Source organism: Enterococcus alishanensis (genome assembly GCF_019218635.1).
Taxonomy (GTDB): domain Bacteria; phylum Bacillota; class Bacilli; order Lactobacillales; family Enterococcaceae; genus Enterococcus_A; species Enterococcus_A alishanensis.
Genome location: NZ_JAHUZB010000008.1, coordinates 42,961 through 65,285, shown reverse-complemented (window position 1 = coordinate 65,285; position 22,325 = coordinate 42,961). Strand labels below are relative to the sequence as shown.

At 35.5% G+C, this 22,325-nt stretch carries 25 protein-coding genes; 22 read left to right on the top strand and 3 right to left on the bottom strand.

What is annotated here, in order from left to right:
• Positions 1 to 2: 2 nt before the first annotated feature.
• Complete coding sequence (gene mnmG, locus KUA55_RS15985; protein ID WP_218327397.1) at positions 3 to 1,895, top strand: tRNA uridine-5-carboxymethylaminomethyl(34) synthesis enzyme MnmG; 1,893 nt, start codon at positions 3 to 5, stop codon at positions 1,893 to 1,895.
• 37 nt (positions 1,896 to 1,932) lie between these two features.
• On the opposite strand, the gene KUA55_RS15980 is transcribed toward mnmG, so the two are convergent.
• Entirely contained in the window at positions 1,933 to 2,886 is a 954-nt protein-coding gene (locus tag KUA55_RS15980; protein WP_218327396.1) for a sugar-binding transcriptional regulator, read from the bottom strand.
• Positions 2,887 to 3,023: 137 nt separating this feature from the next.
• Between KUA55_RS15980 and KUA55_RS15975 the strand changes: the two genes are divergently transcribed.
• The 5 genes from KUA55_RS15975 (at position 3,024) to KUA55_RS15955 (ending at position 7,006) form a co-directional block, all read left to right on the top strand.
• Positions 3,024 to 3,860 carry a class II fructose-bisphosphate aldolase gene (locus tag KUA55_RS15975; RefSeq protein ID WP_218327395.1) on the top strand — a complete coding sequence of 279 codons (837 nt, stop codon included), beginning with the start codon at positions 3,024 to 3,026 and terminating at the stop codon, positions 3,858 to 3,860.
• Positions 3,861 to 3,876: 16 nt separating this feature from the next.
• Positions 3,877 to 4,569 (top strand): triose-phosphate isomerase, encoded by a 693-nt coding sequence (locus tag KUA55_RS15970; RefSeq protein ID WP_425514626.1) that lies wholly within the window; start codon positions 3,877 to 3,879, stop codon positions 4,567 to 4,569.
• Between the two features lie 4 nt (positions 4,570 to 4,573).
• Complete coding sequence (locus tag KUA55_RS15965) at positions 4,574 to 5,092, top strand: YjbQ family protein (RefSeq protein ID WP_218327394.1); 519 nt, start codon at positions 4,574 to 4,576, stop codon at positions 5,090 to 5,092.
• 66 nt (positions 5,093 to 5,158) lie between these two features.
• Positions 5,159 to 5,581 carry a hypothetical protein gene (locus KUA55_RS15960; RefSeq protein ID WP_218327393.1) on the top strand — a complete coding sequence of 141 codons (423 nt, stop codon included), beginning with the start codon at positions 5,159 to 5,161 and terminating at the stop codon, positions 5,579 to 5,581.
• Between the two features lie 363 nt (positions 5,582 to 5,944).
• On the top strand, positions 5,945 to 7,006 hold the full coding sequence (locus KUA55_RS15955) for a WxLIP family cell surface protein (RefSeq protein ID WP_218327392.1): 1,062 nt from the start codon (positions 5,945 to 5,947) through the stop codon (positions 7,004 to 7,006).
• A 275-nt stretch (positions 7,007 to 7,281) separates the two neighbouring features.
• On the opposite strand, the gene KUA55_RS15950 is transcribed toward KUA55_RS15955, so the two are convergent.
• On the bottom strand, positions 7,282 to 8,163 hold the full coding sequence (locus KUA55_RS15950; protein ID WP_218327391.1) for a shikimate dehydrogenase: 882 nt from the start codon (positions 8,161 to 8,163) through the stop codon (positions 7,282 to 7,284).
• A 219-nt stretch (positions 8,164 to 8,382) separates the two neighbouring features.
• Between KUA55_RS15950 and rsmG the strand changes: the two genes are divergently transcribed.
• The 14 genes from rsmG (at position 8,383) to KUA55_RS15880 (ending at position 19,542) form a co-directional block, all read left to right on the top strand.
• The gene (gene rsmG / locus KUA55_RS15945) at positions 8,383 to 9,099 is read left to right on the top strand and encodes a 16S rRNA (guanine(527)-N(7))-methyltransferase RsmG (RefSeq protein WP_218327390.1); all 717 of its coding nucleotides are present in this window, start codon (positions 8,383 to 8,385) and stop codon (positions 9,097 to 9,099) included.
• A 134-nt stretch (positions 9,100 to 9,233) separates the two neighbouring features.
• Positions 9,234 to 10,001: a ParA family protein gene (locus KUA55_RS15940; protein WP_218327389.1), complete on the top strand. Its 768-nt coding sequence runs from the start codon at positions 9,234 to 9,236 to the stop codon at positions 9,999 to 10,001.
• Complete coding sequence (locus tag KUA55_RS15935) at positions 9,988 to 10,878, top strand: ParB/RepB/Spo0J family partition protein (RefSeq protein WP_218327388.1); 891 nt, start codon at positions 9,988 to 9,990, stop codon at positions 10,876 to 10,878. Before KUA55_RS15940 ends, KUA55_RS15935 begins: the two co-directional genes overlap by 14 nt.
• Positions 10,879 to 10,894: 16 nt before the next feature.
• Entirely contained in the window at positions 10,895 to 11,080 is a 186-nt protein-coding gene (locus KUA55_RS15930) for a DUF951 domain-containing protein (RefSeq protein ID WP_218327387.1), read from the top strand.
• A gap of 101 nt (positions 11,081 to 11,181) precedes the next feature.
• The gene (gene ychF / locus KUA55_RS15925; RefSeq protein WP_218327386.1) at positions 11,182 to 12,282 is read left to right on the top strand and encodes a redox-regulated ATPase YchF; all 1,101 of its coding nucleotides are present in this window, start codon (positions 11,182 to 11,184) and stop codon (positions 12,280 to 12,282) included.
• A 17-nt stretch (positions 12,283 to 12,299) separates the two neighbouring features.
• Positions 12,300 to 13,007, top strand: coding sequence for a DUF1129 domain-containing protein (locus KUA55_RS15920; RefSeq protein ID WP_218327385.1), 708 nt, complete (start codon positions 12,300 to 12,302; stop codon positions 13,005 to 13,007).
• A gap of 109 nt (positions 13,008 to 13,116) precedes the next feature.
• Entirely contained in the window at positions 13,117 to 13,488 is a 372-nt protein-coding gene (locus KUA55_RS15915; RefSeq protein ID WP_218327384.1) for a GntR family transcriptional regulator, read from the top strand.
• 2 nt (positions 13,489 to 13,490) lie between these two features.
• Entirely contained in the window at positions 13,491 to 14,336 is an 846-nt protein-coding gene (locus tag KUA55_RS15910) for an ATP-binding cassette domain-containing protein (protein WP_218327383.1), read from the top strand.
• Complete coding sequence (locus KUA55_RS15905; protein WP_218327382.1) at positions 14,333 to 14,998, top strand: ABC-2 transporter permease; 666 nt, start codon at positions 14,333 to 14,335, stop codon at positions 14,996 to 14,998. The genes KUA55_RS15910 and KUA55_RS15905 overlap by 4 nt, the downstream gene beginning before the upstream one ends.
• A 25-nt stretch (positions 14,999 to 15,023) precedes the next feature.
• Positions 15,024 to 15,266, top strand: a complete 243-nt coding sequence (locus tag KUA55_RS15900) for a hypothetical protein (RefSeq protein WP_218327381.1) — start codon at positions 15,024 to 15,026, stop codon at positions 15,264 to 15,266.
• Positions 15,267 to 15,352: 86 nt separating this feature from the next.
• Positions 15,353 to 16,714 carry a replicative DNA helicase gene (gene dnaB / locus KUA55_RS15895; protein ID WP_218327380.1) on the top strand — a complete coding sequence of 454 codons (1,362 nt, stop codon included), beginning with the start codon at positions 15,353 to 15,355 and terminating at the stop codon, positions 16,712 to 16,714.
• Between the two features lie 46 nt (positions 16,715 to 16,760).
• Positions 16,761 to 17,588, top strand: coding sequence for a helix-turn-helix domain-containing protein (locus KUA55_RS15890; protein ID WP_218327379.1), 828 nt, complete (start codon positions 16,761 to 16,763; stop codon positions 17,586 to 17,588).
• A 71-nt stretch (positions 17,589 to 17,659) separates the two neighbouring features.
• Positions 17,660 to 18,082: an SRPBCC family protein gene (locus KUA55_RS15885; protein ID WP_218327378.1), complete on the top strand. Its 423-nt coding sequence runs from the start codon at positions 17,660 to 17,662 to the stop codon at positions 18,080 to 18,082.
• Positions 18,083 to 18,249: 167 nt separating this feature from the next.
• Positions 18,250 to 19,542: an adenylosuccinate synthase gene (locus KUA55_RS15880; RefSeq protein WP_218327377.1), complete on the top strand. Its 1,293-nt coding sequence runs from the start codon at positions 18,250 to 18,252 to the stop codon at positions 19,540 to 19,542.
• 23 nt (positions 19,543 to 19,565) lie between these two features.
• Here KUA55_RS15880 and KUA55_RS15875 read toward each other — a convergent pair whose 3' ends face one another.
• Positions 19,566 to 20,456, bottom strand: a complete 891-nt coding sequence (locus KUA55_RS15875) for a LysR family transcriptional regulator (protein WP_246601567.1) — start codon at positions 20,454 to 20,456, stop codon at positions 19,566 to 19,568.
• Positions 20,457 to 20,554: 98 nt separating this feature from the next.
• On the opposite strand from KUA55_RS15875, the gene KUA55_RS15870 reads away from it, so the two are divergent.
• Together KUA55_RS15870 and KUA55_RS15865 are read left to right on the top strand one after the other, a co-directional pair.
• Positions 20,555 to 21,100, top strand: coding sequence for a prolyl-tRNA synthetase associated domain-containing protein (locus KUA55_RS15870; protein ID WP_218327376.1), 546 nt, complete (start codon positions 20,555 to 20,557; stop codon positions 21,098 to 21,100).
• 83 nt (positions 21,101 to 21,183) lie between these two features.
• Entirely contained in the window at positions 21,184 to 22,050 is an 867-nt protein-coding gene (locus KUA55_RS15865) for a DegV family protein (RefSeq protein ID WP_218327375.1), read from the top strand.
• Positions 22,051 to 22,325: the final 275 nt, after the last annotated feature.

The following is a 22,325-nucleotide window of genomic DNA, read 5'->3' as shown; positions in this document are numbered from 1 at the left end:
CTATGGAATATCAAGCAGGCAAATATGACGTAATCGTAGTCGGTGCTGGACATGCTGGTTCGGAAGCAGCTTTAGCAGCCGCACGGATGGGCGCAAAAACGTTATTACTGACAATTAATTTAGATATGGTGGCTTTTATGCCTTGTAATCCATCTATCGGTGGACCAGCTAAAGGAGTGGTAGTCAGAGAAATTGACGCACTAGGCGGCGAAATGGGTAAAAATATTGATAAAACCTATATCCAAATGCGGATGTTAAATACTGGTAAAGGTCCAGCTGTGCGAGCTTTAAGAGCACAAGCGGATAAATATGCTTACGCCAATGAAATGAAACACACGATTGAAAAAGAAGACAATTTAACTTTAAAACAAGGAATTGTTGATCGTTTAATCGTCGAAGATAATGTTGTTAAAGGTGTAGTAACTTCAACTGGAGCATCTTATAGTGCCGATGCTGTGATTATTACAGCAGGAACGGCATTACGAGGTGAAATTATCATTGGTGATTTGAAATATTCTTCTGGTCCTAATAATTCTCAACCATCAATTAAGCTTTCGGATCATTTAAAAGAATTAGGCTTTGAAATTCATCGTTTTAAAACAGGTACGCCACCACGGGTGAAATCTGGTACGATTGATTACTCAAAAACAGAAATTCAACCTGGAGATCTGGCACCAAATCATTTTAGCTTTGGCACACCAGATAGTGCTTATAATCAAGAACAAGTTCCTTGCTGGTTAACTTACACAAATCCGATGAGTCATCAAATTATTCAAGAAAACTTACATCGTGCACCAATGTTTACTGGAATAGTTGATGGTGTGGGTGCTCGTTATTGTCCATCGATTGAAGATAAAATCGTTCGCTTCGCCGATAAAGATCGTCACCAATTATTTTTAGAACCTGAGGGCTTAAATACGGAAGAAGTCTATGTGCAAGGTTTATCGACTTCTTTACCAGAAGATGTTCAAAATGAAATGTTACATTCGGTAGCAGGTTTAGAGAATGCTGAAATGATGCGAACAGGCTATGCAATCGAATATGATATGGTAGCACCTCATCAATTACGTCCCACATTAGAAACTAAAGTAGTAGAAAATCTTTATACTGCCGGTCAAACCAATGGGACGAGTGGTTATGAAGAAGCAGCTGGACAAGGGTTGATTGCTGGCATAAATGCCGCTTTAAAAGTACAAGGAAAAGATCCGTTTACGATGAAACGTAGTGATGGATATATTGGTGTAATGATCGATGATTTAGTGACTAAGGGAACCAATGAACCTTACCGTTTATTGACTTCTCGGGCAGAATACCGTTTGATTTTACGTCATGACAATGCTGATTTACGTTTAACCGAAGCTGGTCATGAGATTGGTTTAGTTAATGAAGCAGAATACCAAGCTTACTTAATTAAAAAAGCCAATGTTGAAGCTGAAATTGCTAGATTAAGTAAAACGAGAATCAAACCAACTGCAGAGGTACAAGCGTTCTTGGCAGAAAAAGGTAGTGCGCCATTAAAAGATGGTGTTTTAGCAGCTGATTTCTTACGTCGACCAGAAATTTCTTATGCTGATATTATGCAATTTATTGAAGCTAATGATTCATTAAATAACAAAGAAATCGAACAGGTTGAAATCCAAATCAAATATGAAGGCTACATTAAAAAGGCGCAAGAAAAAGTTGAAAAATTAAAACGGATGGAAGCTAAACGAATTCCTGAACGTATTGACTATGAAGCAATTAATGGTTTAGCAACTGAAGCTAAACAAAAATTACAAAAAATCCAACCAGAAACGATTGCTCAAGCAAGCCGAATTAGTGGTGTGAATCCAGCTGATATCAGTATTTTAATGGTATATGTTGAAAATGGTCGGATTGCAAAAGTCGAAGTTTAAAAAACGTTTCACATGAAACATTTAAAAAATCCAACGGTTAGTCCGTTGGATTTTTTGTTTGGTCTAAATAATCAGCAATCGTTTCATCAATAATTAAATCAGTCACAAATCCCATTTTTAAGAGTGTTTCAATACTCTCTGCTTTCTCTTCTCCAGTAGCAATAATAACAACTCTTTTTAATTTTCGAATATCCTCTAAAGAAAGACCAATCATTCTTTCAGATAAGTCAGTAAATACTGGAGCTCCATTTTTATCAAAAAATGTACTACCAATATCGCCAATGGCCTTCTCTTTGGCAAGAATTTCGGTATCAGTTTGATCGATATAGCCTAACTGATGATAGGTAGAAGATAAAATTGGATTCCCAATCCCTAAAATAGCTAGATCGACATTTTTACCTGCTGTTAAAATTTCTTTCAGCATATTAGTTTTTAATAACGTTTCTTTCACTTCTAAGCTTTCCGCAATTGCTGGTGCATAAAAATATGAAACCTCAGAATGATATTTTTGCGATAACATAAAAGCTAAGTGATTAGAATGATATTTAACATGTGATAAACCAACACCACCTATTAAAGGGATGATTTTCATATCAGGTAAATTCAGATAATTGGCTTGTGTCACATACTGATAAACAGTCGTTCCCCAGCCCAAACCAAGATTTTTAATTTTTGGCAATAAAGGCTCAATTAAGTTGGTACATAATTCTCCAGCAATGGCTTTAATATCTTTTTGATTACTATTTGTTAATGTAGCGATTTCTAAATTTTGCAAATGATATTTTTTCCGAATACTAGCTTGCTTTTGGAGTAAATCATGTTCGGCATGTTGAATCATGATTTTTACGATACCTTTTTGTCGAGCTTCTTTTAGCATACTGGCAACAGTCGGTCGTGATAAATTTAACATTTCGGCAATTTTACTTTGGGTAATTTCTTCTTCGTAGTATAAAAGGGCAATTTTTAAAAGTAGTTCATCTCGTTCAGCCAATGACATCCCTGCTTTCTTTTTACATTTGTAAAATATGTTTGTTTTTGTAAAAAAACAATTGACTTTTAAATTCTTCCACGTTATCATTTTATCAAAAGTAAAGCGATTTTACAAATGTTAAAAAGGAGCTGGAGAATATGTTAGTAAATACAAAAGAAATGTTTGAACAGGCACGTAAAGGAAATTATGGGATTCCGGCAACAAATTTTATTGATTTGGATTCTGCTAGGACATTCGTGGCAGTAGCACAAGAACAAAATAAACCGCTGATTTTACCATTTGCTCAAGCCCATAAAGAATATATTTCATTAGAAGAAGCCGCTTTAATCGGAAAATATTTGGCAGAAAAAGCCAACGTACCGGTTGCCCTTCATTTAGATCATGGTGAAGATTTTGAATTTATCAAACAAGCGATTGATTTAGGTTTTACGTCAGTCATGATTGACGCTTCCAAAGAAAGTTTAGCTGATAATATCGCTATTACAAAAAAAGTCGTAGCTTATGCGCATCCCAGAAATGTAACAGTAGAAGCTGAATTAGGACATGTCGGGGCAGGCACAAATTATGAAAATCATGAAGTGACCGATTCTATTTATACGGAAGTAGCTGATGTAGTGCATTTTGTTGAAGAAACCCAAGTTGATTCTTTGGCCATTTCAATTGGAACCGCTCACGGTGCTTATAAAGGTACGCCAGTATTGAATTTCCAACGATTGAAAGAAATTAGAGAAATGACGAAAGTGCCATTAGTATTACATGGTGGATCTTCTTCGGGTGAAGATAATTTAAATAAATGTGCCATTGGAGGCATTTCAAAAATCAATATTTTTACCGATTTCCTACAAGCGGCATATCAAACGATTGAATCAGGAGATCCGCAAGATTATATTCAAATAAAAAATTTAGCCAATCAAGCAATGGCAGATGTTTTGCGAAAATATTATCGAGTTTTTGAAACAGCGAGCATAAATTAAGAAAGGAAGAATACTGATGACTAAAATAAAAAAACCTTTTTTCGTGTTTAATCCAAAATCTTATCTATACGGTGAAGAATTATTAAAACTGGCGCAAAAAGCTGATGAGATGGCGGCTAAATATCCAGAGATAACAGTGATGGTAACTGTTCCATTTGCTGATATTTCTAATATTGCTAATCAGACAGAAAATCTTATTGTGACGGCACAACATATTGATGGGATTACGCCAGGACGAGGAATTGGTCATGTACTGCCGGAATCAGTTTATTATGCCGGTGCTAGAGCTGTCTTTTTAAATCATGCCGAACGTCCATTGACTTTGACGGAATTAACGAAAAGTATGCAGAGAGCACAAGAATTAGGAATTGAAACAATTGTCTGTGCCGATAGTTTGGCGGAGGCTCGCGCGATAGCCAATTTAAAACCTACAGCAATTTTATGTGAACCAACTGAATTAATTGGGACTGGTCAAACCAGTGATGAAAGTTATATTACGGCTACTAATCAAGTAATTAAAGAAGTGGACGAAAACATTTTAGTGATGCAAGCTGCTGGAATCAGTACACCTGAAGATGTTTATCGGACTATGAAATTGGGCGCAGATGGTACGGGGTGTACTAGTGGTATTACCAATGCTGATTCGCCTATTCAAATGTTAGAAGAGATGATTGTTGCCCTAAATCAAGCTTATCAGGAAAGAGGTTAGACATATGAAAATCCAACACGAGCAATTACTATTAGAAACAGCTGCCGCAAAAGTGACTTATTTAAATATGACAGATCAAATTAAAGAAGTAATTGAAAAAGCTGGCATCAAAGATGGTTTATGTACAATAACGACTCCTCATACGACTTGTTCAGTAGTCTTTGAAGAATATGTTCATGATGTGGATTGGAAAGGGGATGAATTCTTACATGTTGATCAAAATCGCATCCTAGATAAAATCATTCCTCGCCAGTTAACAGAGTCAGATTATCTTTATCCAGGACCAAAACATGTGGAATTTTTAGTAGAATTGGCTGCTGAAGATCCTAGCTATGAAGCTGATCCAGTGACAATTTTAAATGCCGATGCCCATATTAAAGGAAGTTTATTTGGCGCAAGTGAGACAATTATTATTAAAGATGGGGTGCCACAAATTGGCTCCGTCGGTTATTTATACTTTATCGATTGGGATCAAAATCGCGAACGGACCCGTAAATGTAATTTGTTATTAATGGGAGAATAAAAATTGGTTCATTTTGTCAATTAGTTGTATCATGAGTAGAATCAATCAAGATAGAGGGTGTTTTCAATGTCACAATCTTACGATGAAATCAGTAATCAAGAACAACAAGATGCACTAGAATTAATTAAAAAATTACAACAGTCGATTAAAATGAGTCAAACTGATTTAAAGCAAACTACTGAACCAGAACGATTTTTTGAGTTGTATCAAACACTTCAAGCCGATCAGTTTGATTACGATGCATTGTTACGGGACTATCCAAATGAAGAAGAAAATTTTTTCAAAGAAGCAACCCAAACAATCGTGTCAGAATATTTAAAAACAAACTTTGAAAAGTATTTAAGCCTTGTACAAGCAACAACAGATGCTACTGAAAAAAGTCAGCTAGGCAATCAATTTAAAGCAACTTTTTATCCGTATATTAATTTGTTAGACAATGGAAATGTTGTTGATTTAGCTGGAATGTACGAAGCGTTGACTTTATTTTAAAAGCGCGAATAGATTTAACTAATTAAAAATTATTTTAATAATGATCCTTTCAAGGGCTAGCCTTGGAAGGATTTTTTGTTTTAACAGGAGAAAAAGAAAGCTTGCGTAGCTTATTTAAAAAGGGTTTTCTAAGTAATATTTTAAAACAAGGCAGTGTTTTTTTGAATTGAAGGGTGTGCATTTTTTTGTAGCTATAGCTATTCTCTATTTTTTCAATTTCCTACTTTGTTGGTGGAAGCCAAGCAAAGTGAAGGAAAAGTTGATTTTTCTGAAAATACTGCTCAAACAGGTAGTTTTACATCTGTCATCAGATGGCTCTTTACAGCAGATGCCAGTAGTTAATCCAAGAGGGGGAAATAAATAGTGAAATTATTGAGATTATTTTTGTCTTTAATATTAGGGCTTTTAACGCTAGTGGCACCAAATTTTACAAAAGCAGCTGATACAGGCGCAGGCTATAGTATTTCAAAAATTAAACCTCCGATTGAAGAAGCTAATTCAGAAAGCTCTTTTTTTGATTTAGTTGTTTATCCAGGGCAAGAATTTGTTATTCAAACCTATTTAAAAAACTACAGTCAAAACGAAACAATAATCAAAAGTGAACCATATACAACTTTTACTAATAGTCACGGAGAGATCAGTTATACTGCTCCTTTAAGTGAAAAAAAAAGAGATAAAAGTTTAAAGCTACCATTTGCTTCGGTTGCCGAAATTGAAGATGGTCCGCTCGTTATATTAAAGGGAAATGAAGAAAAAGTAGTCTCAATGAAAATAAAAATCCCTGCTACTGCTCAAAATGGAGTGATTTTAGGCTCTTGGTATTTTGAAAAAAAAGAGCAAGCAACGAATCAGCTAGAAAAAGAAAATAACACTCAAATGGATAATTGTTTTGCTTATGCTTTAGCCGTCAAACTGACAGTTAATCAAGAAATAGCGGCGCCCAATTTGAATCTACTGACAGTGGAGCCAGCCTTAGATAATTATCGAAAGGTGATTCATGCTCAAGTCCAGGCTGATCAAGCGGCGATTGTGTCAGAATTGGATTTTGAAGGCAGGATTACCCGTAAAGGAAAAACTGATACTTTATTTAACACACAATTAATTGATCGTACAATGGCCCCCAATTCTAATTTCAATATCCCATTTTATTTAGCCAATCAACAATTAGTAGCTGGAGAATATACCTTATATTTGACGGCTAAAACTACAGATAAAAAATGGGAAAAGGAAAGTTGGCGATGGACCAAAGATTTTAAGGTATCAAAAAATAACGCAGAAAAAATAAATCAAGCAGCGATTAATGATCCCGAACCAGAGAAAAATTACTTGAAATATATTTTGTTAGCTATCATCATATTGTTGTTTTTCACTATTTTATTCATGTGTTTAAGGAATAAAAGTAAGTTAAAAGTACTACGAAAATGAGGGTTAATGATGAAAAACTACTGATTTAAGTGTTATGTTTAAAGTCAAATAGAGATAGGTGTATTAATTATTTTTTCGAATGAAGAATCATCAATACTAGCATTCAAATAACTAAACTATTATAAACTGGCGAAATCTTGAATAGCTTTTACTCTTTGATTGGCTTATTTTTTAATTTTTCTGCTTTTCTTAATTAAAGAAAAGCAGAAAAAAATAGTGGCGCATCCGGCTAAAGATGTACCACTATTTTGCTCTATATCATTGAATGAATAATTTTATTCTTCGCTAAACAATAAATCTTTAATATAAGCTACGGGCATTTCTTCACCAGTAAACAATTTAAAGGCTGCTGCACCTTGATAAAGCATCATCCCTAAACCATTGATGGCTTTTTTAGCGCCGTGTTCTTTCGCAAAACGCAATAATTTGGTTTCTCTTGGCGCATATACTACATCAAAAATAACTAAATCAGGACGAATCACTTCAGGATCATTGATTAATGAAACATCTTCTAAAGGTTTCATACCAGCGCCTGTTGCATCAATGTAGATAGAACTTTCAGCAATCGATTGTTTGAAAGCTGCTTGATCGGCTAAGTCGGTAACAGTTGCTTTCGCATTGGTTTTTTCAGTAATTTTTTGGGCAGTTAATTTTGCATTTTCAAAGGCTTGATCGGCAATATTAAAAATGCGGATTTCTTTAGCTCCGTCAAAAGCCGCTTGTACCGCAACTGCTGTACCTGCGCCGCCAGCACCAGTCAATGTAATAACTGCGTCTTTTACCTCAACGCCTTCATCTTTTAAAGCTGCCATTGCACCGATACCATCAGTATTATAACCAACTAAATGACCTTTGCCCTCAAGATTTGTTACAGTATTTACTGCACCGATTAATTCAGCTTCTGGTGAAATTTCATCCAAATATTGGATAATTTCTTGTTTGTTAGGCATTGATACGTTCGAACCACGAATTCCCATTGCACGAATACCCTGAACGGCATCTGCTAATTCTTGATTGCCAACTTCAAAAGCTAGATAGGCATAATCTAATCCTAATTTAGAAAAAGCTTCATTGTGCATCGTTGGTGACATGCTGTGGCGAATCGGTGTAGCGATTAAACTAATTAATAAAGTGTGTCCAGATAATCTTTCTGTCATGATAGTTCCTCACTTTTTTCTATTTTCTTTAATTTTACCAAAATAAACGCTTAGGACTAATGTTTTATTTACATACTTTAGATAATTATTCTTCATAAGAATTCTTTTACTAAACTTTTGTGAAACGGGTAGAAAGCATTGCAAGAAAAGGCTTTTTGCGTTAAAGTAGAAGATAGTCTGTGAAACATTTTCTGTTTCACAAATTAGAAGGAGTTTTGTATGATACCAGAAGAATTCCAGAGAGAATTGGCCAAGTTAGAAATCGTCTTAAATCAACAACAATTGGACCAATTTGAGCGTTATTATCAACTTTTAGTCGAGTGGAATCAGAAGATGAATCTAACGGCGATTACTGATAAAAAAGAAGTTTATTTAAAACATTTTTTCGATTCAATTACGTTAAGCTTGTCGGCGCAATTTGAACCTACAGGCAGTTTATGTGATGTTGGATCTGGTGCAGGTTTTCCTAGCCTCCCACTAAAAATTGTTTTTCCAGAATTAAACATTACGATTGTTGATTCTTTAAATAAACGCATTACTTTTTTAACTACTTTAGTTGAAGAATTAAAGTTGGAAAAAGTCGCTTTATACCATGATCGAGCAGAAACATTTGGTCAAAATCCGCAGTTTCGTCAGCAGTTTGACTATGTGACAGCTAGAGCAGTGGCGCGATTAAATATTTTAACTGAGTTATGCTTACCGTTAGTAAAATTAGATGGGTACTTTTTTGCTTTAAAAGCAGCAAAAAGTGATGAAGAATTAGCAGAAGCCAAACCGGCCATTGCTTTATTAGGCGGAAAACTTATTTCAGCTGATGATGTTTCACTACCAAATGACGATACACGTCATATCATCACGATTCAAAAGAAAAAGACAACACCCAAAAAATATCCACGAAAACCAGGTTTGCCCAACAAGCAGCCACTAGTAAAATAAAATTTTATCACCTTAGTATGAAATAGGTGCCAGTTCTTCTTAAGCACTTTATAGAAGAATGGTATCCGTAATGAAAATCAGACTAAATTTTTGAAAAAGATTTATTACTTTAAAATGAATTAGGAGGAAAGCAAATGGCACGGATTATATCTGTTGCAAATCAAAAAGGTGGCGTAGGGAAAACAACCACTACCGTTAACTTAGGTGCTTGTTTATCGGCACTGGGCAAACGCGTCTTGATTATCGACAGCGATGCACAAGGAAATGCAACCAGTGGTTTAGGTATTAGAAAACCTGATGTCAAAATAGATATTTATGATGTCTTAGTAAATGAAGTTCCAATCGAAGAAACAATTTTGCCAACTGCTCGGGAAAATTTATCGATTGTTCCGGCAACATTGCAATTAGCAGGGGCTGAAATCGAATTGACTTCCATGATGGCTCGCGAGTCTCGCTTGAAAACAGCGTTGGCTGATGTGCAAGATAATTATGATTACATTTTAATTGATTGTCCACCATCATTAGGTCATTTAACGATTAATGCTTTTACCGCCAGTAATGCGATTTTGATTCCAGTTCAAAGTGAGTATTATGCTTTGGAAGGATTGAGTCAGTTGTTAAATACTGTTCGCTTGGTTCAAAAGCATTTCAATCCTGATTTAGAGATTGAAGGTGTGCTATTGACAATGTATGATGCACGAACCAATTTAGGAGCGGAAGTAGTGGAAGAAGTCCGGCGCTATTTTGCTGAAAAAGTCTATGATACGATTATTCCACGGAATGTCCGTTTGTCAGAGGCGCCTAGTCATGGGCAGCCGATTATTGATTATGATCCCCGTTCAAAAGGTGCAGAAATGTATGAAGCTCTAGCAAAGGAAGTGTTAGCCCGTGAGCAAGAATAAAGGATTAGGTCGAGGAATCGACGCAATATTTCAAGATTTACAAGGTATTGAGGAAGTTGATATGAAAAACGAACAAGTAGAAGAAATTCCCTTAAGTGAGCTCCGTCCCAACCCTTATCAACCACGAAAATCATTTGATGAGGGCAGTTTGCAAGAATTAGCCAATTCAATTGAACAATCTGGTGTATTTCAACCAATTATTGTGCGAAAATCGCAAGTTAAAGGCTATGAATTAATTGCGGGCGAACGACGTTTCCGCGCCTCTAAATTAGCGGGCAAGAAAACTATTCCAGCAATTATTCGCGACTTTGATGAAGAATCTATGATGCAAATTGCGGTATTGGAAAATTTACAGCGGGAAGATTTAAATCCGTTGGAAGAAGCCGAAGCTTACGAAATGCTAATGAAAAACTTGAAATTAACCCAAGCCGATGTAGCCGCTCGTTTAGGAAAAAGTCGTCCTTACATTGCTAATTATTTGCGCTTGTTGACTTTACCGAAATTAGTCAAAGAAATGGTCCAAGATGAACGTTTATCAATGGGTCAAGCCAGAACTTTATTAGGTTTAAAGAAAAAAGATCAAATTTTAAAATTAGCCAATCGTGCCGTTAAAGAGAACTTAACCGTTCGTCAATTGGAACAAATTGTGAACGAATATAACGAAGGCAAAACCAAAGAAAAGAAAAAAGCACCGCGCTTAACGAAAGAAAAACCGTATTATCTAAGAGAAAGCGAAGATCGTTTGATGGATAAATTCGGTACCGGTGTTGAAATCGTAGAAAATGATGGCAAAGGAAAAATCGAAATCGAGTACTTGTCACCAACTGATTTAACCCGTATTTTAGATATTTTAAATATTCATTTTGATGAAGAATAGATAATGGAGGAAACAGATGTACGATTTAGGCGATATTGTTGAAATGAAAAAGCCCCATGCTTGTAAAGCGAATCGCTGGGAAATTATTCGTATGGGTGCCGACATTAAAATCAAATGTACCAACTGTGGTCATATCGTAATGATGACACGGCGGGACTTTGAGAAAAAAATGAAAAAGATTTTAGAGAAGAAAGAAGCGTAATTTCAGCGAAATAGCTGATTCCTATGTTTTAATAGAATGATGAATTTTGAAGTTTTGTTTAACAAAGCTATCCTTGAAATGAAGAAAGAGTGAAGTAAATCATGGCCTTAACAGCCGGAATCGTAGGTTTACCAAATGTAGGTAAATCAACTTTATTTAATGCAATTACTAAAGCTGGAGCAGAAGCTGCCAACTATCCATTTGCGACGATTGACCCGAATGTAGGAATGGTGGAAGTTCCAGACTGGCGTTTGGATCGTTTAACAGAACTGGTTCAACCGAAAAAAACAGTGCCAACAACTTTTGAATTTACTGATATTGCCGGAATTGTAAAAGGTGCTAGTAAAGGTGAAGGACTAGGGAACCAATTTTTAAGTCATATTCGCCAAGTAGATGCGATTTGTCATGTGGTCCGTTGTTTTGACGATGAAAATATTACCCATGTCGAAGGTCGCGTTGATCCGATTGATGACATTGAAGTTATTAATTTGGAATTGGTGTTGGCTGATTTAGAATCAGTGACTAAACGTCATGCCCGAGTGGCGAAAATTGCGAAAACAAAAGAAAAAACGGCTGTTGCTGAATTAGCAGTTTTAGACAAATTAATTCCGGTATTAGAAGCAGGCAAATCTGCTCGCACCATCGAATTTTCAGATGATGAAGAAAAGATCTTAAAAGGCTTTTTCTTATTAACAGCAAAACCAGTTTTATACGTGGCAAATGTGGCAGAAGACACAGTCGCTGATCCAGATGATAATAAATATGTCCAAGAAGTTCGTAACTTTGCAACGACTGAAAATTCAGAAGTGATCGTTGTTTCTGCACAAGCAGAAGAAGAAATTGCTGAATTAGATGATGAAGACAAGGTAGAATTTTTAGAAGCTATGGGAATTGAAGAATCTGGTTTGGATCAATTAATTCGTTCAGCTTATGATTTATTAGGTTTAGCAACTTACTTCACTGCAGGTGTTCAAGAAGTACGAGCTTGGACATTTAGAAAAGGGATCAAAGCACCTCAAGCAGCTGGAATTATCCATACAGACTTTGAACGAGGCTTCATTCGAGCAGAGACTGTTTCATTTGAAGATTTGAATCATTATGGCAGTATGCATGCCGCCAAAGAAGCTGGTCGTGTAAGATTAGAAGGAAAAGATTATGTCGTGCAAGATGGCGATGTTATGTTATTCCGTTTCAATGTCTAAGGAAAAGGGGTAAAAGGATGGAAGAAGAATTATTGGCTCAACTGACACAAGAAAATGTCGAATTAGAAAGCCAATTAACTAAAAGAAATGAACAATATATTTTTGACTTAAAAAAAGCCCTGGCTGCGGCCAACTTTTCTCAAGAACAAACCACTACGGAATTAAACGAAATGTTAAGAGCCTTAGTGGAAGAACAAAAACGTGGGGTAACTGCCCGTCAGCTTTACGGTACGGTAACGGAACGGATGGAAGCAATTGTGAACAAACCCGTAGTAAAGGCAAAATCTACCCAACCATTTTTGATGTGGTTAGATAATTTCTTGATGTTCTTTGCATTACTTGCGGCTTTATCTGGGATCATGAGTTTCTTCATGCCAGCTGGACAATCAGTTAGTACTTATGGATTGACGGCGATTATTTTAGCAGCTGCTTTAGGTGGCGTGATTTTCTACATGATGTATCTATTTTTCTATCAATATGACGAACCCGGTGCTGATAAATCGAAGAAACCGAAAACTTGGAAATCGATTTTAATCATCGTAGTCGCATTTGTCTTATGGTATATCATTTTTAACGCGACAGTTTACTTACCAACAAGCTTAAATCCAATGTTAAATCCAATTGCTTTAATTATTTTAGCAGCGGCATCATTAGGATTGCGCTTCTTCTTGAAAAAACGTTTCGGTGTGGTTTCAAGCTTCTCAAGCCGTCCACCAAAGCGGTAAAAATATAAAAATGTACAACCAACAAATTTGTTGGTTGTTTTTTTTTTGAAAAATCTTGCAAAGTGTTAACCACTGTTATACACTGTTTATGAAAAGGAGGCTAAGATTTGTGCAAATAATTATTCAACATAATTCAATGGTGCCAATTTATGAACAAATTACTAATAAGATTAAAGCGGAAATTTTAGCAGGTCAATTAGCTGAAGGAATGGCCTTGCCTTCGGTGCGACAATTGGCAAAGGATTTAAAAATCAGCGCTTTAACAGTTAAAAAGGCCTATGATTTATTGGAAGAAGAAGGTTTTACCCAAACGGTTCATGGCAAAGGTAGTTTTGTTTTAGCAGTAAATGCGGACACGAAAAAAGAAGATCTTCTTTTTAAAACACAGGAAGAACTAGAAATAATAATCAAAAAAGCGCAACAGGCAGGAATTACCAATCAAGAAATTACTGAAATGATTCAGCTGATATTGGAGGGATAATTATGTTAAAGATGGAAAATGTTGTAGTGAAATATCCGCAATTTGAATTAAATTGCTCATTAGAAGTAGCCAATGGTCAGATTACTGGAATTGTAGGCGAAAATGGTGCCGGAAAAACTACTGCTTTTAAAGCAATCTTAGGTTTGACTGAGATTAGTAGCGGTAAGATTTTGATTGACGGACAGGAAAAAACAAAAGAATCTGCAAGCATGAATATCGGCACCGTTTTAGCAGAATCATTTTTCAATGAACTATACACAGTTAAAGATATCCGAATGATTTTGAAAAATTTCTATCCAACTTTTGATGCAACGTATTTTACAAAATTGTGTGACAATTTTGGTTTGCCTTTTAAACAGAAATATAAAGATTTTTCTAGTGGCATGAAGGCTAAATTAAAAACGATTAGCGCTTTGTCTCATGGCGCCCAGCTATTAATTTTAGATGAGCCTACCAGTGGGTTGGACGTTAGTGCGCGAAATGAGATTTTAGCCTTGTTGCAGGATTATTTAGACCAATACCCTGAGAGTGCGATTTTGATTAGTTCTCATATCTCTAGTGATCTACAACAAGTTTGCGATGATATTTATTATTTGAAAAATGGAAAAGTCTTATTACATGAAGAGACGGATATTTTGTTGGATCGTTATGGTATTTTAAAAGTTACGACGGAAGAGTATCCTCAGTTAGCACCAGAATTATTGTTATATCAAAAACAACAAGGCTATGGTTTTGATGTGTTAACCAGTCAACGAAATTATTTCTTGGAGAATTTTCCGCAAATGGTCGTGGAAAAACCAACAATCGATGAGATTTTATTACTGATGATGGAGGGGGAGAAAATATGAAAGGCTTATGGGTGAAAGATTTATTAATATTGGCTAGTCAGTGGAAGTTGTTAATTGGATTTATTTTGATTGCTGGTTTAAATGGGGTAATTAGTGGCGGTGGAAGTAATATCTTTGTCTTTTTCTTTATGGTTTTCTTTTTTATGTCCTTAGCAACTACTTTAATTGCTTATGAGCAACAAAATAATGGCTATGATTATTTATTTACACTTCCAATCAAGCGGAGTACGTATATCTGGGAAAAACAATTGATTATGGTTGCCTTGGCTGTTTTTGCTAGTGTAATTAGCATTATTGTGGTGTTTATTTTGAGTTTTTTAGAAACTTCAATCATTTTTAATCTAACGAATCTTTTATATTTAGCTTTTGGTGCTACTTTATTCGGTTGTTTCTATGGCGCATTAGCGATGCCGTTGATTATTCGCTTTGGTTCGGAAAATGGTCGAATTGTGATGTTTGGAATGGTGGCTCTGTTTATCGTTGGGGGCATATTAGTTGAGAAAACCAATCTATTTAGTGGCATTTTGCAAAGTGGCTGGTTCCAACAAATTACTCAGTTAACCATTCTTCCTTTTGCCGGCTTAATTCTCCTTTTAATGGCTTTAATTATTTTGATTTCGGCATTTGCCAGTCAGCGTAGTTTAAAAAGTGTTTTAACTTAGTTTTGGTAGTTTGGAGGGAATAGAAATGGATTCAGTAGTACTTATTTTATGTTGTATCTTATTTATTCTATCAGCCTATACTTTGGTTTTATTTGATCGAACGTTAAGTCAGATGTATCTGTCTTGTTTCTTTGCAATGGCTTCGATTGTTTTATATTATTTTTATTTTGCTGATGGCGAACCGTTTTATTTTACGGTTTTGTATTACGGCGTGGTCGTTGGTTCAGCGTTTATTTTTGCTTATTTTCAAAAGAAATGGCAAAAATAAATTAAGCTCCTTTATATCTTATTTTGTTCCCATTGTATTTATGAACTATATTTTGTAGAATTAGGGGATGTAAAGGAGCTAAAAAAATGAGTGAATTACTACAAGATCGCATCCCGCCGCAAAGTGTGGAAGCCGAACAAGCGACTTTGGGTTCGATTTTTTTAGATGCTGATGCGCTAATTACCGCGATGGAGTACATAACACCAGCTGATTTTTATCGTCGGAGTCATCAAGTGATTTTTCAGACGATGATTGCATTAAGTGATCGTAATGAAGCGATTGATGTCATTACAGTGAAAGAACTGCTGGAGCAAGATAATTTATTAGAAGATGCAGGCGGTGTCAGTTATTTATCAGAACTGGCGATTAATGTGCCGACTGCTGCCAACGTAGCTTATTATGCCAAAATTGTCGAAGAAAAATCCCTGTTGCGAAACTTGATTCAAACAGCGACCAATATTGTGACAGAAGGTTTTGAGCAAAGTGACGATGTTCAAACGATTTTAGATACCGCAGAGCGTAGCATCATGGAAGTCTCGGAACGCCGTAACAAAAGTGGCTTTTTGGCGATTTCTGATGTGTTAACTAGTGCGATTGAAAATATCGACCAACTGTCTCGTAATAATGAAGATATCACTGGTTTGCCGACTGGTTATGTGGCACTAGATAAAATGACCGCTGGTTTACAACCAGAAGAATTGATTATTTTAGCTGCTCGTCCAGCTGTTGGGAAAACCGCTTTTGCTTTAAATATTGCCCAAAATGTCGGAACCAAAACCGATCAATCAGTTGCTATTTTCAGTTTGGAAATGGGGGCGGAATCTTTAGTGAATCGGATGCTTTGTGCAGAAGGTTCGATTGATGCCAGCCATTTAAGAACCGGTCAATTATCAGAAGAAGAATGGCAAAGTTTGATTGTAGCAATGGGAAGCTTATCGCGAGCTAATATCTTTATTGATGATACACCGGGGATTAAAATTTCTGAGATTCGCGCAAAGTGTCATAAATTAGCTAAAGAAAAAGGTAATCTTGGTCTGATTTTGATTGATTATTTACAATTAATCGAAGGAACTGGTCGAGAAAACCGCCAACAAGAAGTTTCTGAAATTTCTCGTCAGCTAAAGAAAATTGCCAAAGAATTAAAAGTACCTGTGATTGCTTTATCACAGCTTTCTCGTGGTGTGGAACAACGACAAGACAAACGTCCGGTGTTAAGTGATATTCGTGAATCTGGTTCGATTGAGCAAGATGCAGATATCGTGGCTTTCTTATACCGTGAAGATTATTATGAACGTGAAGGCGAAGAGAGTGAAGACTCAGCAGCTAATCGTAACGTCATCGAAGTCATTATCGAAAAAAACCGAAGTGGCGCCCGAGGAACGGTTGAATTACTCTTTATCAAAGAATACAATAAGTTTTCTTCTTTAACACCAAGACAAGAATTTTAAGTCGATTTCAATTGAAGTCGGCTTTTTTATTTAAAAGGAGTTTGCGATGGATAAAAAAAAAACCTTTGGAGCAACAATAAAACAAATCCGCAAAGAACAAAAGCTCTCTCAGAAAAATTTGGCTAATGGTTTATGCTCGCAGCCGATGTTGTCAGCGATAGAAAACGGCCAATATTTACCTAATAGCAAGTTACTGATTCAACTATGCCAACGATTAGGTATTCAAGCCGATCTGTTGGTTTTACAAGATCATTTTATGATTAGTCAAAATAAAAATTTTAGTCAAATAGCTGAAAAACTATGCAATCAACACCAGTATCAAGAGTTACAGGATTTTTTACTGAGTTCCGAAGTATTAGAAGCGATTGAAACAGCTGAAGAATATAGCGCTTATTATTATTATTTGGCATGTAGTTATTTTCATTTAGCAGCTGATTTGTCGGAATGTTTACAGGCTTTTAAATTGGCGTTAGCGGAAAATTCTACTGAAACGACTACCTTAGCCCGTTTAATTCAAGTTAGTTTGGGAGTAGTGTATGCTAAGCAGACGCAGAAAAAACTTAGTCATGATTTTTTAGCAGCCAGCATAAAAAATTTGACCCAAACCCCTTATGAAGAGAATCTAAATATCTTGTTTTATTTAAAGGCATTAGCAGAATTTGAGATGACTGAATACTTAGCAGCCGCTGCGACAATTAATCAGGGTATTTTATATATCACTGATCATTCTTCTACTTTTATGATTGCCAATTTATATTATTTAATGGCATTGATTGCAGAAGAAACGATCCAGTTGAATCAAGTGACAGAAGCAAAGAAACGCAGTGACATCTTTGCAGAATTGTATAAAGAGGCTGTATTTAAAGAAATATAAGTATGCTTATTTTTTTATTACTAGCTGATCCGCTATCCTATGTTTATCAAAACAAAGGAGGCGGTTTTTTTATGAAACCACTATTTATCAATCAAATAACTATTCAAGCAGAAGTAATGGCAGTCACTGATTATCTAATGGATGTGACCAATTTACCAGAATGGAATCCCTCAATTCAAGTCATTAAAATTAATGAAGATAATTATCAAATTATCCGTATGGAGCAGGCGATCAATCAAACGGAAACAGTAACCGTCAGCAAGGAATCACAGAAAGTTATTTTTCAAATTTATGGTGACATGTTACGTTATACTTTGACTTTTGACTTAGAAAAAAATGCAGAAAATACAAACGTAACGGAGAAATTAACTATCTTAGAAAATCACAAACTACACTTACCAATAGTATTTTATAAACCAATTGTGAAACAAGCATTTGCCAAAAATTTAACGTTCTTGAAGCAAAGATTTGCGAATGAAAATATAACTATTTAATCACTTTCAGCAAATTATAGTGAAAATTATGAATCATAAAAAAAATGTTCGGTTTTTACCTTGTTTTCAAAAATTATTTGTATAAATATTCGAATATTGATTGAATCCCCCTGTCATAATTGATACAATGTCGATGGAGCCAAAAAAATCTTAAACGAGGTGTTCAGATGTCATCTGTAGTAGTTGTAGGAACTCAATGGGGCGACGAAGGTAAAGGAAAAATCACGGACTTTTTAAGTGAAAATGCGGAAGTGATTGCTCGCTACCAAGGGGGAGACAATGCCGGCCATACCATTAAATTTGATAACGTCACTTATAAATTGCACTTAATTCCATCAGGGATTTTCTATCCTGAAAAAATCAGCGTGATTGGTAACGGTGTGGTGGTCAATCCGAAATCTCTAGTAGAAGAATTGGCTTATTTGCATGAAAAAGGCGTTGCAACAGATAATCTAAGAATTTCAGATCGGGCCCATGTGATTTTGCCTTATCATATTAAATTAGATCAATTGCAAGAAGATGCAAAAGGTGATAACAAAATCGGTACAACAATCAAAGGGATTGGTCCTGCATATATGGACAAAGCCGCTCGAGTAGGAATTCGGGTTGCCGATTTATTAGATAAAGAAATCTTTGAAGATCGCTTGAAAATGAACTTAGAAGATAAAAACCGTCAATTTGTAAAAATGTTTGACGACACTGAAATGGATTTTGAAGATATTTTTGAAGAATATTATCAATATGGTCAAGAAATCAAACAATATGTGACTGATACGTCAGTTATTTTAAATGATGCGTTAGACGAAGGTAAACGAGTTTTATTTGAAGGTGCCCAAGGAGTCATGTTAGATATCGACCAAGGAACATACCCATTTGTTACCTCTTCTAATCCAGTTGCCGGTGGTGTGACTATTGGTAGCGGTGTTGGACCAGCGAAGATTAATAAAGTCGTAGGTGTATGTAAAGCTTATACTTCTCGTGTCGGTGACGGACCTTTCCCCACTGAATTACATGATGAAGTCGGTCATGCGATTCGCGAAGTTGGTAAAGAATACGGTACAACAACTGGTCGTCCTCGTCGTGTCGGCTGGTTTGATTCAGTTGTGATGCGTCATTCTAAACGTGTTTCTGGGATCACAAATCTATCTTTAAACTCAATTGATGTGTTAAGTGGACTTGATACAGTGAAGATTTGTACAGCTTACGAATTAGATGGTGAATTAATTTATCATTATCCAGCAAGCTTGAAGGAATTAAATCGCTGCAAACCAGTTTATGAAGAATTACCAGGCTGGTCTGAAGATATTACTGAATGCCGGACTTTGGCAGAATTACCAGAAAATGCCCGTAACTATGTTCGTCGTGTTTCAGAATTAGTTGGTGTTCGTATTTCAACGTTTTCAGTTGGGCCAGATCGTAAACAAACCAACATCTTAGAAAGTGTTTGGGCACAAGTTTAATTTGAATGATGAAAGAGTTGTCGTTATGACAACTCTTTTTTGATGTTGGCAATAAACACTTTACTGGCTAAAGAAAGCGCGTCTTGATTTTTGTAGACTAAACCAATTTGGCGTTGTGCAAAGAAGTCTAGTGATCGAAGAGTGACTTGATAATTCAATTTATTTAAGATTAATTCAGGTAAAATACTGATTCCTAGATTATTTTCTACCATAGCTAAAATTGAATAGTCATCCCAAGTTCGATATTGGATTTTAGCGTTAATATGTTCTTGTTGGAAAAGTTCGATAATATCAGAATTGCCTTTTCGTTCTTGTAAAATGAAGGGATAGTTGACTAAATCATTTTTACTAATATTTTTCTTTAAAGTTAAAGGATGGTCATTGGGTAAGACAGCTAAAAAAGACTCAGTTTTTAAAGGGACACTTGTTAATGCCGGTAAGGTAGGTAGACGCAAGAAACCAAAGTCAACACGTCCTTCAATAATCCACTGTTCAATCTCCTGATAATCACCTAGCAACAATTCAAATTCGATAGCAGGATATTTTTGATTAAAATCGGCGATCCATTCTGGTAACCAGTGAGTAGCCACACTAGAAAAGTTGCCAATTCGAATCGTGCCGGTTTGCAGATCAGTTAATTCTTCTAAGCGATTTTGGAGATGCTGATATTTTTCACTGAGTTCTTCAGCTAAGGGAAAAATTTTTAATCCGTCAGAAGTCAGTCTTAAACCAGCACGGTTTCTCTCTAGCAAAGTCACGCCCCAATCTTTTTCCAAATCATGAATCATGCGACTAATTCCCGATTGAGAATAGTTAAGTAACTGAGCTGCTTTGGTAAAACTACCTAATTGAACGGTTTTAACAAAGGCAATATACTTTTGAATGTTCATATCCATATCATTTCCTACTTTCATCTGAAATCGTCATGTTAAAGATGCTAAAAATTCGTTTTTGTAATCTTAATAATTATGTTAACGTGTTTTTATCTTAGTAACAAGAAAAGAGTGAAGAAATGTTTTATGTAAGCGAGATAACAAAGGAAGCCCCACAAAAATTTTTGACGGAACTACAGAGAGAAACTTATCAAAATTTGAAAAAATTAGCGATTCCTTTTGAACGAGTGGAAACTGATGAAGCGATTACGATGTCAGATTGTCAGGTAATTAATCAAAAATTATCGATGGAGATGGTGAAGACACTATTTTTAACGAATCGTCAGAAAACGTCATTTTACTTATTAGTGACTACTGGTGAAAAACCCTTTAAAGCTAAAGAATTTAGTCAGGCTTTGGGTGTGGCACGGGTGTCGTTTGCTAGTATTGATTTGATGGAGGAAATATTGGGGACTAAAATAGGTGCCGCAACAATTTTCAGTGGCTTATTGGACTCTGCTAAGAATGTGCAAATTATTATAGATGAAGAAGTGACTCACCAAACTTTTTATGGCTGTAGTGATGGTACAACAACAAATTATTTAAAAATAGATACCCAAGATATTTTAGCAAAATATTTACCATCAATTAAAAATAAAGTTAAAATAATTGAACTTAATAAATGAAATAAAGTTTTTTAGCGTAATATTTTCCAATCCTGTTAATTATCGAGTAAAATAGAGATAGTTAAAAAGTGGGAGGGGAAAAAATGTATCAATTATTAACTGATTCATGTTGTGATATTCCTTATGAGATATTGAATGAACATCACGTTGATTTTATTTCAATGTATGTCAGCATAAATGGTGAAGAATTTGCCGATGATCTAGGTAAGACATTTAAGATTCAGGATTTTTACGAAGAAATCAGAAACGGCGCAATGCCGACAACCTCACAAGTAAACGTTGGCCGTTATGTGGAATTTTTCAAGAAATATGCAGAAATGAAGATGCCAATTTTGTATTTATGTTTTACTTCTGGAATGAGCGGCTCTTATCAGAGTGCGCTGCAAGCTGTGGAAATTGTTAAAGAAGATTTCCCCGAGGCGGAAATTCATGTATTTGATACTTTAGCAGCTAGCGGTGGACAAGGTTTAATGGTTTATGAAGCTGCCCAAAAAAAACAAGCAGGAATGACTCTATCAGATTTGTTAAGTTGGCTAAAAGAAAACCGATTGCGTTATCAACATTGGGTAACGGTGGATGATTTAAATCACTTGCAAAGAGGCGGTAGAATTTCAAAAACCAGTGCTGCAATTGGTGGATTGTTACACGTGAAACCAATCATCGATGTTGATACTGAAGGAAAATTACGTACTTTAGAAAAAATTCGTGGTAGAAAAAAAGCGTTACAATTTTTAGCTGACAAAATTATTTCAACAACTGAAAATTCGACTGAACAATCTATTTTTATTACGAATAGTGATGCGATGGAAGATGCTTTAACCTTGAAAGAAATGATCGAAGAAAAAATCTCGGTGAAAGAAGTTCAGATATTTCCACTAGGGACAACAATTGCCAGTCATACTGGATTAGGATGTATCGCCGTCTTTACACGAGGCGTCGAAAGAGTTTAAAAAAGAATCAAGCAGCCAGCGATGGCTGCTTATTTTTTTGTCTAAAAATAACAAACTAAAAAAATGACATTGATTAATAAAAGCATACGCTTCAATAAAATAGGTTTTTCTATTTTTTTAAGCGTTTTTTTAAAAGTATTTAAGTTGATATAAATAGTAAAATCTATATATGTTTATGTTATTAATTGACGCATTTTAAGTGTAGCGCTTACATTTTTGCAAAAATAAAGTGCAAACATATCTACTTATCAAGGAATATATAACGGCTATATAAT

What these genes read in the sequence shown, in the direction of transcription:
- KUA55_RS15970 (WP_425514626.1), top strand. Translation starts at nt 3,877, where the DNA reads ATGACTAAAATAAAAAAACCTTTTTTCGTGTTTAATCCAAAATCTTAT.
- KUA55_RS15890 (WP_218327379.1), top strand. Translation starts at nt 16,761, where the DNA reads ATGGATAAAAAAAAAACCTTTGGAGCAACAATAAAACAAATCCGCAAA.
- KUA55_RS15965 (WP_218327394.1), top strand. Translation starts at nt 4,574, where the DNA reads ATGAAAATCCAACACGAGCAATTACTATTAGAAACAGCTGCCGCAAAA.
- KUA55_RS15880 (WP_218327377.1), top strand. Translation starts at nt 18,250, where the DNA reads ATGTCATCTGTAGTAGTTGTAGGAACTCAATGGGGCGACGAAGGTAAA.
- KUA55_RS15910 (WP_218327383.1), top strand. Translation starts at nt 13,491, where the DNA reads ATGTTAAAGATGGAAAATGTTGTAGTGAAATATCCGCAATTTGAATTA.
- dnaB (WP_218327380.1), top strand. Translation starts at nt 15,353, where the DNA reads ATGAGTGAATTACTACAAGATCGCATCCCGCCGCAAAGTGTGGAAGCC.
- mnmG (WP_218327397.1), top strand. Translation starts at nt 3, where the DNA reads ATGGAATATCAAGCAGGCAAATATGACGTAATCGTAGTCGGTGCTGGA.
- KUA55_RS15885 (WP_218327378.1), top strand. Translation starts at nt 17,660, where the DNA reads ATGAAACCACTATTTATCAATCAAATAACTATTCAAGCAGAAGTAATG.
- ychF (WP_218327386.1), top strand. Translation starts at nt 11,182, where the DNA reads ATGGCCTTAACAGCCGGAATCGTAGGTTTACCAAATGTAGGTAAATCA.
- KUA55_RS15905 (WP_218327382.1), top strand. Translation starts at nt 14,333, where the DNA reads ATGAAAGGCTTATGGGTGAAAGATTTATTAATATTGGCTAGTCAGTGG.
- rsmG (WP_218327390.1), top strand. Translation starts at nt 8,383, where the DNA reads ATGATACCAGAAGAATTCCAGAGAGAATTGGCCAAGTTAGAAATCGTC.
- KUA55_RS15875 (WP_246601567.1), bottom strand. Translation starts at nt 20,456, where the DNA reads ATGAAAGTAGGAAATGATATGGATATGAACATTCAAAAGTATATTGCC.
- KUA55_RS15950 (WP_218327391.1), bottom strand. Translation starts at nt 8,163, where the DNA reads ATGACAGAAAGATTATCTGGACACACTTTATTAATTAGTTTAATCGCT.
- KUA55_RS15930 (WP_218327387.1), top strand. Translation starts at nt 10,895, where the DNA reads ATGTACGATTTAGGCGATATTGTTGAAATGAAAAAGCCCCATGCTTGT.
- KUA55_RS15975 (WP_218327395.1), top strand. Translation starts at nt 3,024, where the DNA reads ATGTTAGTAAATACAAAAGAAATGTTTGAACAGGCACGTAAAGGAAAT.
- KUA55_RS15960 (WP_218327393.1), top strand. Translation starts at nt 5,159, where the DNA reads ATGTCACAATCTTACGATGAAATCAGTAATCAAGAACAACAAGATGCA.
- KUA55_RS15900 (WP_218327381.1), top strand. Translation starts at nt 15,024, where the DNA reads ATGGATTCAGTAGTACTTATTTTATGTTGTATCTTATTTATTCTATCA.
- KUA55_RS15940 (WP_218327389.1), top strand. Translation starts at nt 9,234, where the DNA reads ATGGCACGGATTATATCTGTTGCAAATCAAAAAGGTGGCGTAGGGAAA.
- KUA55_RS15870 (WP_218327376.1), top strand. Translation starts at nt 20,555, where the DNA reads ATGTTTTATGTAAGCGAGATAACAAAGGAAGCCCCACAAAAATTTTTG.
- KUA55_RS15865 (WP_218327375.1), top strand. Translation starts at nt 21,184, where the DNA reads ATGTATCAATTATTAACTGATTCATGTTGTGATATTCCTTATGAGATA.
- KUA55_RS15920 (WP_218327385.1), top strand. Translation starts at nt 12,300, where the DNA reads ATGGAAGAAGAATTATTGGCTCAACTGACACAAGAAAATGTCGAATTA.